This is a genomic window from Paenibacillus alkaliterrae (assembly GCF_021532375.1).
Lineage (GTDB): Bacteria > Bacillota > Bacilli > Paenibacillales > Paenibacillaceae > Pristimantibacillus > Pristimantibacillus alkaliterrae.
The window spans coordinates 82,903-96,977 of record NZ_JAKGAP010000009.1; the positions used below are offsets into that span (position 1 = coordinate 82,903).

A 14,075-nucleotide genomic window follows, 5' to 3' on the forward strand; every position below is an offset into this window, starting at 1 on the left:
CCCTTTTTTGCGTATGAGGTGTTGCAGGAAAATAAAGTGTTGGACTGAAGATGTTTTGAGAATTGCCATAACCTTATGTTAAAAAGCCAGGACGGCAGCACAAACTGGAAAAACTCCAGTTAATTTAGTCTCAGACGCTCTATATAAAGCAATTAACGGGAAAATCAGGCGGTATTCACGGGTATAATCGCTTCTAGTCGGCAAACAGATACATTAGCGGGACCTTTTCCAGTTAGATTCGCCATTCAACTCGCAGGAGCGAAGCTATTTTGTCAACATGCTAAATAGGACCTGAAAAAACTTAGCAATCTCAGGTCAACATATATAGATGGAAGCTTTTTCTCGTTACGCTTATTTGAACATCGCTCAGATGCAATGAATCCGAACCCTAGTAAATTCGACAAAACTAGTGCCTTCCATACATTTACATTCCATAGAGTCTCTTGTACAATGAATAGAGTTTGTGTGCCTGTTTAGCCTACTATATTCATTTATAAGGAGATGTTGACTGGATGAAAAATTTCGGAAGCATGAGCAGGCTGCTGGCGCTGTTGCTTGCGTTCGCGCTCGTGTTCGTCGCAGGCTGTCAGGCTGTTTCTAACGTAGACTTCAATACGGTATTAAAGAATGCGTTAAAGGTAACGTCAACTGAAGGCAAACAAGCTATTGAGCTGAAGCTGCTGCTTGACGAGGCAGTGTTGGAGGAAATGCCGGAAGAGGAGCAAGCGCTAATAAAGTTGTTCTCAAGTGTAAAGCTGCAGCTGAATAACGTGAAGGTTCAAGATACAGAGCATCTTTCTTTTGACGGCAGCTTGATGTTTGGTGATGCAACGAGCATTGCATTTTCTTTAAAAATGTCTGACACGCTGGCGGTTTTGGAGCTTGAAGGCGCCAAGCAGCCATTCGTGCTTGATCTGACAAGCGAAAGCTTGCTGGAATTAACGGGCATGGCAGCAGCAGTAGAAGAGACCGAGGCAAGCGAAGAGATCGATCAAGAATCGTTAAATGCTCTCGGCCGCCAAATGCTTGATACCGTCGGTGACTATGTCATTGACAACCTGCCTAATCCGGACCGGATAGCAGTGAAGCCTGCAGTTGAACCGATTAACGGCTCGGCGACTTCGCTTATGCACGTGCATATTGATTTGGATGGACCGGAAATTTGGGCATGGGTGAAAAAATACGTGGATGCGCTCGTGGCAGACCGCGCAGGTTTGGAAGAAATGCTGGAGGGTATATTCGAAATCTTACAGAGCAACCCTGAGGTATTGGAGGCTGCAGGCATCGTGAATCCGCTCGAGGATGGCGGACGACTTGATGCTCCGACTCCTGAAGAAACGTTGGAGCAGGCAACGGAAGAGCTTGCTGTCCTCCTTGAGGAGTTGCAAGCGGAGCTTGTTCGGATGGAGAAAGAGGATCAAGAAACGCTTGATGAAGTGTTCACGAAGGATCTCGTTATTAAGGCGGATGTATTCGTGGACGGCAAGCTGGATATCCGCAAGCAGGTTTATGAGCTGACTTACGTACTAAGCGAGGAGTCCGCATCAGAGCCTGAAATTGACTATGAATTCGATTCCGAATCCGGTTACGGATTAGAATCTGAATGGGATTCCGGGCTGGAAATGGGAGCAATGCCGTTCAAGGGCTTATCCTTAAAAATGGAAAGCGAATCCTGGAACGTGAACGGCGAAGTGAAGGCCGCTGCTCCAGCCGCATCCGATTCTGCCATTCCCGCAGAGGAATTGTTCCTGATGGAAGGCTACCAGGTTTTGAAGCAATTTGACGAAAGCTCCGTTATTTATGATTTACTGAAGAACAAAATGCATATCGGCAAGCAAGAAATCGTATGGTATCCTTACGAAAATATCAATCCCGCAATTCTTACGGCCGCTAATATTACGATCATTCCGCTTCGCGATACGGCGGATGAGCTGGGCGCGTCCCTCACATACGATGCGAAAACAAAAAGCATCGAGTTGTTTGACGAAGCGACAAATTCGACGGTTGCGGTGAAAGTCGGCAGCGATACGGCGGTTGTCAATGGAAAAATCGAAAAATGGTCCTTCCCGGTAACTTTGATTGACGGAGTGACCTATGTGCCGGCTCGTGACTTGGCCCGCGTCTTATATGCCAAGATTAGCTGGACAACTTTTTATGATGAAGAGAAAGTATTTACGTTGGAACGGGAAGTATAAGCGGTAAGCAAGGAACTGCTTTATTTTTAATCAAGCGAACGGTTTAGGGGTGCGATATGAAAAAAATAACGACTGATGCAGCATTTCGCGAAGTCATTTCCGGTAATCATTTGACGATTGCTGTATTCAAAACAACCTGGTGCAAGGATTGCCATTTTATTGATCCATTCATGCCGGAGCTGGAACGGCAATACGAGGGACGGGTAACGTTCGTGGAGCTTGATCGCGACGATCTTCCGGATTTATGCTCGGAGCTGAACATACTCGGCATACCCAGCTTTATTGCTTTCCGCGCTAACCAGGAACTGGTTCGCTTCGTTAGCAAGCTGCGAAAGAGCCGCGAGGAGATCGAGCAGTTTGCAGATCGGGCGATTCAAGTCAGTGATGCAATAAGTTAGAATTAATTTTACGTAACGGATAGTCCGCGCTTCAGAGGGTATTTTCCTTCTAAGCGCGGGCTTTCATTTTTATGCGGAAACTTGCGTGGAAGTGTCACATTTTCAACATGGCTTTTGCCCTTTTTTATGGCTATAATTGAACTGTTACAAGCGTAAACGGCTGACGCCGTCCTTTGGCGGCAAAAGCTCGTTTCGCGGTGAAATATAAGCACCGTATAAAGGTAAAACTTATAAGTTCTTATATTTTTAAAAAGGCAAGATCATTTTATACTATATATTTTGAAACTAGGTGATTGGATTATGGTAACCGGGCGTTTTCGCGCGTTAGCGATTGCTGCGTGCATCGGAATGCTTCTTGTACTGCTCGGCGGGGCATTGGTCACGAATACAGACTCTGGTCTCGGTTGCGGCGATGATTGGCCGTTATGCCACGGTAAATTTATTCCAGCTTATACGATTGAGTCCATGATTGAATATTCACATCGGCTGGTAAGCGGGATTATTGGCCTTCTTGTACTAGCCGTTTTTCTAACGATGATCATTAAATTCAGGAAAGACCGATCAGTCTTCAAGGAGCCCCTCTTCTATGCGGGAGGCGCATTGTTATTTACGGTGATTCAAGCTCTAATGGGAGCGGCAGCCGTAAAATGGCCTCAATCACCGCCGATCATGGCGATTCATTTCGGCATATCGCTCATTGCCTTCGCGGCAACTTTATTACTGGTCATCTGGACCTTCCGTGCGAAGCATGGACCTCCTGCCGTATATAAAGTGCCGAGATCGATTTTCCCTCGCGTGCTCGCTGTAAGTATTTATTGTTATGTCGTTGTATATCTGGGCGCTTTCATCAGGCATACCGAATCAGGAGGAGGATGTTTGGGCTGGCCGCTCTGTAATGGAGAAATCGTTCCGGAAATTAGCGGCGCGACAGGCGCCGTATTCATACACAGGGTTGCTGCGCTGGTGTTAGCGATAAGCCTTGCGGGCCTTTACATTCACATACGCAAAGTTAGTCATGGGGGTGCTGGACTTACCAAATCTGCTGCATGGACGCTTGGTCTTGTTGTGACGCAAGTGTTTAGCGGGGCACTGCTGACGTTGACGATAACGGATACAGATTTGTTTCTGTTCACTAACTTATTGCATAATTTAATTGTTACCGGTTTATTCGGCTTATTAATGGATTTATTAGTTCGCTCATGGCGGCTTAGGGAAGGGCGTGGAAGAAAGTGAGTTTCACCAATTTACGCGAATTTTTGGACGTGCTTAAACGTGAAAATGATTTGGCAATCATAGAAGCCCCGGTCGATCCGAATTTAGAGGTGGCTGAAATCCATCGTCGGGTAATCGACGCGGGCGGTCCGGCATTGCTGTTCACGAACGTGAAGGGATGTCCGTTCCCGATCGCAACGAATTTGTTCGGCACGAGCCGCAGAGTCGATCTCGCTTTCGGCCCGCGGCCGGAGGCGCTGATGAAGCAAATTATCGGAGCGGTGGACCGTGTATTGCCGCCGACGCCGAAAGCGATTTGGGGCGAGAAAAATTTAATTTGGGACATGCTGAAGATCGGGATGAAAGAGGTCCCGCCAGGAATTGCTCCGATTCTTGGGACCTGCAAACGGGACAAGCCGCTTGCAGGTTTGCCTGCGATAACGAGCTGGCAGGAGGATGGAGGACCTTTCATAACGCTTCCTCTTGTTTATACGGAGCATCCGGAGCATCGTAAGAAGCATAATCTTGGCATGTACAGAATGCAAATTTTCGATGATTCGACGACTGGCATGCATTGGCAAATCCATAAAGGCGGCGGCTTTCATTATCATGAAGCAGAGAAGCGGAATGAAGCGCTGCCGGTTTCCGTTTTTCTTGGCGGTCCTCCCGCCTTAATCGCATCAGCGATTGCTCCCGTACCCGAGCATTTGCCGGAGCTGCTGCTTGCCTCGCTTATTATTGGCGGCAAGCTTCCAATCGTGCAGGATCCTAATGGTTCCCATCGTATTCCATCGGAAGCGGAGTTTGTACTGAGCGGACATGTTCCTCCACATATTAGACGTCCGGAGGGGCCATTCGGCGACCATTACGGCTATTACTCGCTTACGCATGATTTCCCTATTTTTAATGTGAGCCATATGTGGCATCGCAAGGATGCCATTTATCCCGCTACCGTGGTGGGCAAACCTCGTCAAGAGGATTATTATATGGGCGAATTTCTGCAGAAGCTGCTCTCGCCTGCTTTCCCGATGGCGATGCCGGGCGTTAAAGATTTGTGGACCTATGCCGAGACGGGCTTCCATGCGCTTGCCGCAGCAATCGTTAGAGAGAGCTATTCGCGTGAAGCGCTGACATCGGCATTCCGTATTTTGGGAGAAGGCCAACTGACGCTGACAAAGTTCCTTATCGTAACGAACGAGCCTGTACAGCTTGACAATTTCCCTTCATTACTAGAGACGGTGCTTGAGCGGTTTAAGCCTGAATCCGATCTGTTCATCTTCGATAACACGTCGCATGATACGCTTGATTACACAGGCGGCAAGCTGAATCATGGCAGCAAAGGCGTTATGCTTGGCGTAGGCGAACCGGTACGCGAGCTTCCAAGCGTATATGATGAAGGGGCAATTGATGAGATTACGGCTGCTCGGCCGTATTGCCGCGGTTGCTTAGTCGTGTCCGGCGCGGCCTATGAAAATGAGCCTAAGCTTGCAGAGCGGCTGCTTGAGCGGCTGTCAGATAAGGGGACAGTCTGGCCGCTCGTTATTCTGGCGGACGATGCAGAGATTGCGGCTGCGCAAACGCCGTTTCTATGGACCGTGTTCACGCGCTTCAACCCGGCTGACGATATTTATGCGAAATCGGATATTCGGCGCCATCACTTCGGCTATAAGCTGCCGATCGTAATCGATGCGAGAATGAAGCCGGGTTATCCGGATGAGCTGTTCCCTCGCGAGGACATCGTGAAGCTCGTGGATCAGCGCTGGAACGAATACAAGCTGTAATCATGTTTTTGTTCATATAAATACAATATAAATTGAAGGGGACTGTTCAATTATGCTGCGTTTTCTGTTTGACGAGCCTCAAAGAGAAGCCAAAGGGAAGCTTGCAGAAACGTTCCGTTCAATGGACCATTTTGTTTCGATCCTGTCAAAGAAAATTTCAGCGGGCAGCGACAGCGAGTATAAGCTTCGTAAATTCGAAATATGGACGCTCGGCTTGCGGGCTTCGTTGGATGAACTCGAGCAGAGCCACTTTGCCGCATTGAAATTTCAACATCAAATAACGTCCGCTTCCGTCAAACAAATGACAGCGGAGGAGCGGATCCATTATAATCGATATATCTATTTCGATAAAAATGCTTTTATTCGCGTATTTTCTTTGCTGGATAAGCTCGGAACACTGCTCAATGAGCTTCTTGACATGCGGACCGAACGGATCAAACCCCACTTTTCTTATTTCACCGTTTTGCGCTACATGCGGGAGAAGAAGGTTCATCCCGAACTGGCTTTGAAGCTGAACGATCTGAAAGAGAAATATAAGGAGCCGCTGACCAGGCTGCGCAAACGGAGAAATACAGAGATTCATTACATGAATTCCGAGATGCAGGACGATTTAATTCAAAGCAACCGCATGTATGGAACGGAGATTCCGTTGGAAAATATTGAGGAGCAATCGGCTGATTTGACGCAGGGCCTGTACCTGGCGATGGAGTCGCTGCTGCTCACTTTCCAATATGCATGCGGTTTAATGCGAAAGAAGCAACCATAAGCTCGAGGGGGGAAGACTCGTGGAGCTCAAGGGCAGAACGGCATTAGTGACAGGAAGCGCCAAAGGACTCGGTAAACGAACGGCATTGCAGCTTGCTGAACAAGGCTGCAACATCGTCATCAATTATTACGAGAGCGAGCTTGAGGCTGTGCAGGTGAAGCGGCAGATCGAGCAGTTGGGCGTGAAGGCCATTACCGTACAGGCTGATATCGCGACGACTGAGGGAGTAGAGAAGCTTGCAGGCGAAGCTGAGCGCTGGGCCAGGGGAGTTGATATTCTCGTCAATAACGCCGGGCCATTCGTCCGGCAGCGACGTCTATTCAGCGAATATGACGAAGCTACGATCATTCGGCTGCTGCATGGTAATTTATTAGGCGTTATGCTGCTCGACCACCGGCTTTTACCGGGGATGCGCGAGCGCAAATGGGGACGAATCATTCATTTTGGTTTCGGTCATGCGGGTGAGGCGAGAGCGTGGCCACATCGGGCGGTATACGCTGCCGCCAAGACCGGGCTCGTATCCTTTACGAAATCATTGGCCGTTGAGGAAGCGCCTCACGGCATTACGGTTAACCTGATCGGACCTGGAGACATTCGCGGCGTTAACAAGGAGCGTTCTATCGACGAGGTGGAGAACGAATATGATTCCGAATCGCCGATCGGCCGTCCCGGAGCGGGCGAGGATGTTGCGCGCGTCGTGTTGTTCCTATGCGAAATGAAATCAACCTTCCTGACCGGCAATGTCATTGACGTTACGGGAGGCTTTGACCCGATACGCGCTAATATAAAAGGGATGTTTTGATCTATACGGCATCCGCCAAAAAAAGAGTCTTACCGGATTGCAAGGAGACGTTCTCCAAGTAACCGATAAGACTCTTCGTCATTCAAGGGTAAAGAATGAGATTTATGCATTCTAATATTCTAGAATACTTGAACGACTTCGACTACACCCTCAACTTCTTCGAGAAGTGCACGTTCGATACCCGCTTTAAGCGTGATCGTCGAGCTTGGGCAGCTTCCGCATGCGCCCATTAGGCGAAGCTTGATGATGCCGCCCTCGACATCAACCAATTCTACGTCGCCGCCGTCGCGCTGCAAAAACGGACGAAGCTTATCTAATACGTCCAACACTTCATCGTACATGGTATCTTGTGTTTGTTCACTCATTGCAATCATCTCCTTTCTCCCCTATTATAGTACAAAGTGAAGCAATTGAAAATGGATAGTAACTGAGTAAAGTTAGGTGAATAAAGATGTTAAAACCAATGATCGAGTTTTGTGCCGGCAATATGCATCACGGTCCAGACAAAATAATGAAGCTATTCGAGCAGGATGATGCGTACGAGGTTATCGAATACGGCTGTCTTGGCAATTGCGGTGAATGTTACCTGAATCCTTTTGCGCTAGTCGATGGAGCGATCGTATCCGCGAATTCAGCGGAAGAACTGCATGCTAACATTTTAAAAGCAATCGACCAGCAGCAGGCCGACCGCGATGCGCTCGATAAGCTGCTGGATGATTTATAAAGGCGCCTAGCCGAGATGGCGCTTCGAGCGCCAAAGCACGCCGCTCTTCACAAGGCGCGGCACCCGGCCCAAAATCGGCGTTCCGCCCATTATACCGAAGCCGCTTTTTTTGCCTAGCGAGCCAAGCACGCCCTTGAGCTTTATTTTGCCCAACCTAGGGTTCTTGTCATGCCAGATGGCTTGAAGTACCTCCGCAATTTGTTTGCCTTGCGCGCCGGCGGCTTGGCCGCTTGGCGACAGGGGCAATGAAGCGCAGTCGCCAACGATGAACACATCATTGTAATCCGGGAGCTGATGGTATTCGTTAATGATTAATCTGCCTTGGTTATCCTTTGGCAAAGCGATGCGCTGCACGAGCTCGACGGGCTGAATGCCTGCGGTCCATACGGTTACATCCGTATAAATAGGCGTAGACGAATTACAATCATGCAGTATGCCGCCCTCAAGCCTCGTCAGTCCGACATGGCCCCGCATCTCCACGTTATGTTCCTGAAACCAATCCGCCACAAAGGATTGCAGCTTGCCGGGAAAAGCAGACAGCACCCTCGGTCCGCGATCCAATATGCGTATGTTAAGGTCAGGACGGCTTTCCCTCAGCTCTGCCGCAACCTCTACGCCGCTTAGTCCGCCGCCCACGATGGTAACCTGTCCGTACGGCTTCACATCGTTCAATAATGCATAAGTTTTTCTAGCCGAAGAGAAGGTTTGAATGCTCGTTGCGTACTGCTCGGCGCCTTCGATGCCGTGATATCTATCGGTACAGCCAAGTCCGATGACGAGCCAGTCATAAGCAATGGAGTCTTGTCCTTCTAAATGGACTAGCTTTAGCTCCATATCTACATCCGTTACTTCGCCGTAAGCGAGAGAAATTCTTGGATCAACGGGAAATTTAACGCGCAGCTCCAAATCAGACACCGTACCTGCCGCTAATGCATAATACTCCGTTTTCAGACCTTGAAAGGGCATGCGGTCAATGAGGACGATCGACACGTCATACGGCAATTGCTTCTCTAATAGTTCATTCGCAATGGCGAGTCCGCCGTAGCCGCCGCCCAAAATAATTAATTTTCTCATAGGATTTCCAACTCCACGATTCTCGATGATAACATTTATAATGTGCTACCGCATTGCGGATTACTCACTCGTGCACTTTGATTTCATTGTAAAAGGTATCGCGCTCAACCGGAATGCGGCCCGCGCCTTTGATCAGCCAAATCAGATCCTCGCGCGTAATGCCTTCCGGCGTAAGGGCGCCTGCTGCGTGGCTGATTTTTTCCTTCACGATCGTGCCGTGTGCGTCGGATGCGCCCATCGTCAGAGCTACTTGTGTCAGCTGTACGCCGATATTAATAAAGTATGCTTTAATATGCTGGAAGTTATCGAGCATTAATCGGCTGATCGCTATCGTCTTCAGGTCCTCGAAGGCGGAGTTGCGGCGGCGAATGCCCGCTCTTGGATTAATCGGCTGCATAGACAGCGGGATGAACACCAGGAAGCCGTTCGTTTCATCCTGCAGCTCGCGGATATGCAACATGTGACGGATACGGTCTTCCTTCGTCTCGATCGAACCGTAAAGCATCGTCGTATGCGTACGCAGCCCAAGCTCATGCGCCGTCCGATGCACCTGCAAATATTGGATCACGTCGGCTTTGTCGACGCGCATTTTTTTGCGGTAATGGTCGGATAAAATTTCTGCCCCGCCGCCCGTAAGCGACTGCAGTCCGGCGTTCATAAGCTCTTGCAATACTTCGCGGTAGGTAAGGCCGCTAATGCGTGAGAAAAAGTCGATTTCCGCAGCGGTGTACGCTTTAAGCGTCACTTCAGGGAAGCGCTCCTTCAATGCTTTCAGCGAATCGACATAGTATTGGAATGGAACATGCGGATTATGGCCGCCCACGATATGAAATTCGCGAACGCCCGGATGATAATGCTGCTCGACGTATTCGATCATTTGCTGACCGCTAAGCGTATAGGAACCTTCCTCGCCCTCATCCTTGCGGAAATTGCAAAATGCGCAATGCGCTTCGCAGACGTTCGTGAAATAAAGGCTCATGTTTTCGATAAAATAAACCTTTTTGCCATTTTTGCGGAGCGCGACTTCATTAGCCAGCTGTCCGATTGTAAGCAGATCATCCGATTGATACAAGAAAACGCCATCCTCCAGCGTTAAACGCTGTCCATGACGCACTTTTTCAATAATGTGCTGCATTTGTGAATCTTCTGTCGGTATAACGACGTTCATGGCGGAGCCTCCTAGAGCTTAGTAGTTTGTGAAAAAAATAACTTTCGTTTCCGATTAAGAAGCTGTAATTATTATAAACCTCATACGTAGCAGGGGCAATAAGAAAAGTATTGGGGCGGGATTTAGGGGAAGAATGAGCGGCTAGGCACACTTCTCTTGAGCATGTGAACAAACTGGAGTATACTACAGATAAGTAAGTGAATTTTCTGGCATAATTAGATCGATAAACGGAGGGATGTCGTATGATCACAATCAGTGATATTGCATCTGACAAAATAAAAGAAATGCTCGAGCAGGAAGGTACGCCGGATTTATTTCTTCGCATTGGCGTGAAGGAGGGCGGCTGCAGCGGTTTCTCATACGGCATGGGCTTCGACGATGAGCAGCATGCCGGCGACAAGGCGCTTGATATGCAGGGTCTCAAGGTTGTTGTGGACGAAGACAGCATCAAATATTTGAACGGCCTGGTCATCGACTTTAAGGAGTCGGCCATGGGGGGCGGCTTTACGATCGAAAATCCGAACGCCAGCGCTACATGCGGTTGCGGCTCGTCGTTCCGTACGGCGACGGATGCAGGCAAACCGGCTGAAGCCGGGGAGTGCTAATAAGGATTTAGTGCTTTTCGAGATTGTATTTATTCATCTGTCTGATGGCTTACTGTAGTTTACTCATAACGTACCTCCAAGCTTGTGTAGATTATTAAACACATTCTTAGGAGGTATTTTATTATGCAAAAAAAAGAAAGACGTAAAGTTCCAATGGTAAGCGATCCATGTCAAATGGATTGAGAATCTATGCTCGAATGTGCCGGTCGCTAAGTTATAAGTAATTAGTAAGCGAGAAGTTGCTGTATAAATCCAGTATAGCGCGCCAAACGGGGCTTGGAAGCGATAAGTTATAAACTGATTAAGCACAAAATCTTATTTACCAATAAAGTCGTTAAAGCATCCCATGGAGTTAAAGCAGTTTTTGGCAGACGAAAAAATGACCAACTTGATTCTAGACGCCCAGCATATCGGTTTGATCGTAAGTGTTGTTCCTGCTATGTTAATAGAAAGTTACGAAGCAGGTGAGCTCTTATGTATCGGATATTCATTGTAGAGGACATGAGAAGCATGTTTCGCGGCGCTGCGATTTAGAAACAAAAGCAATCATAAATAAAATGGCGGCGCAACCTGTGGTTGTTCCGCCTTTTCGTATTTTAGAAGCATGTGAACGAATTAATTTGTCTTAAATCAACCCCGCTGTACATCCAGAACCATCCGTTCCAGCGAAACCCCGAAACGGAATTCCGTCCAACAAATACGGGAAATAACCAAAAGTTCTGCCCATTCGCAAGCCAAATATAAGTGTTTCGAAATAAACAACCGGAAATCGCTCCCGGATCAACGGCAAAGGCTGTTATAGGCTGTTGCGGAACGAATTGCGGGGGAGGAGACGTCGGTGCCTGCAATCCTTGAAAGCCTTGCGGTCCCTGAGGTCCTTGAGGCCATTGGGGCCATTGGGGCCATTGAGGTCCTTGAGGACCCAGAGGAGGCAAAAATGCCATTCAAAATCACTCCTTAATAAGATAGCCTAGAGTATTGTATGCCGGAGTGCTTGGCGGGGATTGGGCAAATAGGAAGTTCATATTAGCAGTTCTGCATAAATTCTCCTATACTGACCACATTAAGAGTTATTCTAGTGAAAAAAAGCGAGGCGGACCATGACCCTTTTTCGACATTTCAGTCGCTTATCGGACTTAAAGAATGTTCCGGCGGACGCGAATAATGATGATGCAGCCGTACCGGAGCAGAAACTAAAGCCTTCCTTGCAGCACACCTTGGAGCAATTTACCGATTGTACGGATATTGTTCACCGCATGATGCCCGAAATTCATGTGGATATGGTTTATTTCGGCCATTTGATGGGAAGCGAAGAATTTACGCGCGAGATTGCGATTCCATTCGGAACCGTCCATCAAGATGAGATACCGCTGTTATTAGGCCGCTCGCAATTTGTTGAGATATCCGATTCAAAGGAGCTTTTAAAACGGATATTAGATGGATTTGTAGCTATATTTTATCAAGACAAAAGCTATGCCATAAACGTTTACAAGCCTGAGTCGCGCTCCGTTCAGCAGTCGGAAACGGAAGTTGTCATAACGGGACCGCATGATTCCTTTGTTGAAACCGCATCATTAAATTTGTCGCTAATTCGTAGAAGAGTAAAAAGCTCGCATCTGAAGGTATTGAAACTTGAGGTCGGCGAAGTAACAAAAACGGATGTCTATGTCCTTTATATAGACGGGCTGGCTAATATGGATTATGTAAATGAATTTACGAACCGAATAAAAAAGATTGAAATCGATGCGATTCATGACGGCAACATGCTGGTTCAATACATAGATGACGATCCGAATTCGATTTTTCCGCAATTTCCGGCAACGGAACGAACGGATTCTGCCGTATCCAAGCTCGTAGCCGGGAAAATCATCGCCATTGTGGATGGAAGCCCCTCGGTCATTTCTGCGCCGGCTGCCTTCTTCGAATTTTTCTCGTCTCCAGACGACTACTACCAGAGATGGGCGCTCGGAACGGCGACAAGGCTGTTAAGATTTGCGGCTTTTATCGTGACGATCAGCTTTACAGCTTTATATGTGTCCGTCACGACTTTCCATTATGAGATGATTCCGGAGGATTTGCTTCTTACGCTGACGGAATCCAGGAGCAGAGTGCCTTTTCCGCCGATCTATGAAGCTTTGCTGCTCGAAGTTACCATTGAGCTGTTAAGGGAGGCCGGAGCAAGACTGCCCAGCAAAATCGGCCAAACGATCGGTATCGTCGGCGGTATCGTCATCGGGCAAGCAGCGGTTCAAGCGGGATTGACCAGCAATATTCTAATTATTGCCGTAGCTTCCTCGGCAATCGCTTCTTTCGTCATTCCCAGCTATATGATGAGCGCATCCATCCGGCTGGTACGCTTCGGCCTCATTTTGCTGGCAGGCCTGTTAGGCAATTTTGGGTTAATGCTCGGATTAGCCATGATCGTGATCCATTTGTCGGGCTTAACCAGCTTAAACACCTCCTACCTTACGCCGATCGCTCCAAATAAAGTAAAGGATTGGCGGGATGTATTTATTAGAGCGCCCTTTTGGATGCTGAAAGATAGACCGACGCAATCGAAATCGCCTAACATGGTAAAAAACAAAATGAAACAATAAGGTGGTACAAAAGTGAAGGAGAAACTTTATCCTTTCCATGTAGCGGTATTAACCTATATGAATCAAACAGGAGTCATTATCATGAGTCTTCCGCGCTTATTAGCGGAAAATTTCGGTTATAACGGTTGGGTTGCCTTGATCGGTCTTTCCCTGATCGCAACCTTGAATATATGGATCATTTCGCTCGTACACCGACTCGGGAAAGGCAAATCCATCTTTGAAATTTTCGAGCGGTCGCTGCCCAAGGTTCTTCTCTACCCCCTGTATACCTTTTTAGCTGTCGTTTGGTCCATTTTGGGCTGTATGGTTGCGAAAAACTACGTAAATATTTTTCAAATCATATCGTATAACACGACGCATGCCATGATTTTGAAATTATTAGTCGATATTTTAGTTTATTTATTAGTGATCAAAGGAATCTATAATATTTCAAAAGCGACGACCAGCTTTTTTTGGATTGTCAATTGGATGGTCTTTCTCCTTTTATTTTTCGTAAGGGATTTCGAGTGGGCTAGACTGACGCCCTTCCTATTTTCGGGAGAGACGAATGTTTTCCAAGGCGGCTTGAGCGTGTTCACAGCTTTTCTCGGCTACGAGGTTTGCATTCTTCTATTCCCCTATGCAGAAAACAACAAAAAGTTTATGAGAGCCGTAATGGTGTCATCAGCCACTTTAATTGTCGGTGAATTCGGAACCGCCAATGACGGTGGCTTTTTTCATTCGCCACCGACAAGCATTTGGCGATTAGATTTA

The 14,075-nt window shown here is 47.7% G+C and carries 14 protein-coding genes; 11 read left to right on the forward strand and 3 right to left on the reverse strand.

The genetic code is table 11. The features are described from left to right. Nucleotides 1-512 precede the first annotated feature (512 nt). From L1N85_RS05480 to L1N85_RS05505, 6 genes are all read left to right on the forward strand, one after another. Complete coding sequence (locus L1N85_RS05480; protein ID WP_235235726.1) at nucleotides 513-2,195, forward strand: copper amine oxidase N-terminal domain-containing protein; 1,683 nt, start codon at nucleotides 513-515, stop codon at nucleotides 2,193-2,195. A gap of 56 nt (nucleotides 2,196-2,251) precedes the next feature. Next, entirely contained in the window at nucleotides 2,252-2,593 is a 342-nt protein-coding gene (locus L1N85_RS05485) for a thioredoxin family protein (RefSeq protein WP_235235728.1), read from the forward strand. Between the two features lie 300 nt (nucleotides 2,594-2,893). Beyond that, a complete protein-coding gene (locus tag L1N85_RS05490) occupies nucleotides 2,894-3,826 on the forward strand; it encodes a COX15/CtaA family protein (protein ID WP_235235731.1) in 933 nt (310 codons plus the stop codon). Beyond that, nucleotides 3,823-5,586 (forward strand): UbiD family decarboxylase, encoded by a 1,764-nt coding sequence (locus tag L1N85_RS05495; RefSeq protein ID WP_235235733.1) that lies wholly within the window; start codon nucleotides 3,823-3,825, stop codon nucleotides 5,584-5,586. The genes L1N85_RS05490 and L1N85_RS05495 overlap by 4 nt, the downstream gene beginning before the upstream one ends. 52 nt (nucleotides 5,587-5,638) lie before the next feature. Next, nucleotides 5,639-6,352, forward strand: coding sequence for a Cthe_2314 family HEPN domain-containing protein (locus tag L1N85_RS05500; protein WP_235235735.1), 714 nt, complete (start codon nucleotides 5,639-5,641; stop codon nucleotides 6,350-6,352). Between the two features lie 19 nt (nucleotides 6,353-6,371). Further along, complete coding sequence (locus tag L1N85_RS05505; RefSeq protein ID WP_235235737.1) at nucleotides 6,372-7,154, forward strand: SDR family oxidoreductase; 783 nt, start codon at nucleotides 6,372-6,374, stop codon at nucleotides 7,152-7,154. A gap of 119 nt (nucleotides 7,155-7,273) precedes the next feature. Here L1N85_RS05505 and L1N85_RS05510 read toward each other — a convergent pair whose 3' ends face one another. Beyond that, nucleotides 7,274-7,519, reverse strand: coding sequence for a NifU family protein (locus L1N85_RS05510; protein WP_029192207.1), 246 nt, complete (start codon nucleotides 7,517-7,519; stop codon nucleotides 7,274-7,276). Between the two features lie 86 nt (nucleotides 7,520-7,605). Between L1N85_RS05510 and L1N85_RS05515 the strand changes: the two genes are divergently transcribed. Next, nucleotides 7,606-7,878 (forward strand): YuzB family protein, encoded by a 273-nt coding sequence (locus L1N85_RS05515; RefSeq protein ID WP_235235739.1) that lies wholly within the window; start codon nucleotides 7,606-7,608, stop codon nucleotides 7,876-7,878. 6 nt (nucleotides 7,879-7,884) lie between these two features. On the opposite strand, the gene L1N85_RS05520 is transcribed toward L1N85_RS05515, so the two are convergent. After that, on the reverse strand, nucleotides 7,885-8,952 hold the full coding sequence (locus tag L1N85_RS05520) for an NAD(P)/FAD-dependent oxidoreductase (protein WP_235235741.1): 1,068 nt from the start codon (nucleotides 8,950-8,952) through the stop codon (nucleotides 7,885-7,887). A 64-nt stretch (nucleotides 8,953-9,016) separates the two neighbouring features. Beyond that, nucleotides 9,017-10,120 (reverse strand): aminofutalosine synthase MqnE, encoded by a 1,104-nt coding sequence (mqnE, locus tag L1N85_RS05525; protein WP_235235743.1) that lies wholly within the window; start codon nucleotides 10,118-10,120, stop codon nucleotides 9,017-9,019. Between the two features lie 242 nt (nucleotides 10,121-10,362). Between mqnE and L1N85_RS05530 the strand changes: the two genes are divergently transcribed. From L1N85_RS05530 to L1N85_RS05545, 4 genes are all read left to right on the forward strand, one after another. Then, the gene (locus L1N85_RS05530) at nucleotides 10,363-10,725 is read left to right on the forward strand and encodes a HesB/IscA family protein (protein ID WP_235235745.1); all 363 of its coding nucleotides are present in this window, start codon (nucleotides 10,363-10,365) and stop codon (nucleotides 10,723-10,725) included. A gap of 838 nt (nucleotides 10,726-11,563) precedes the next feature. After that, on the forward strand, nucleotides 11,564-11,686 hold the full coding sequence (locus L1N85_RS27510) for a hypothetical protein (RefSeq protein WP_328285154.1): 123 nt from the start codon (nucleotides 11,564-11,566) through the stop codon (nucleotides 11,684-11,686). A gap of 139 nt (nucleotides 11,687-11,825) precedes the next feature. After that, nucleotides 11,826-13,322 carry a spore germination protein gene (locus L1N85_RS05540; protein WP_235235749.1) on the forward strand — a complete coding sequence of 499 codons (1,497 nt, stop codon included), beginning with the start codon at nucleotides 11,826-11,828 and terminating at the stop codon, nucleotides 13,320-13,322. Nucleotides 13,323-13,334: 12 nt separating this feature from the next. Next, the coding region (locus L1N85_RS05545) for a GerAB/ArcD/ProY family transporter (protein ID WP_235235750.1) at nucleotides 13,335-14,075 on the forward strand (741 nt) is incomplete at its 3' end.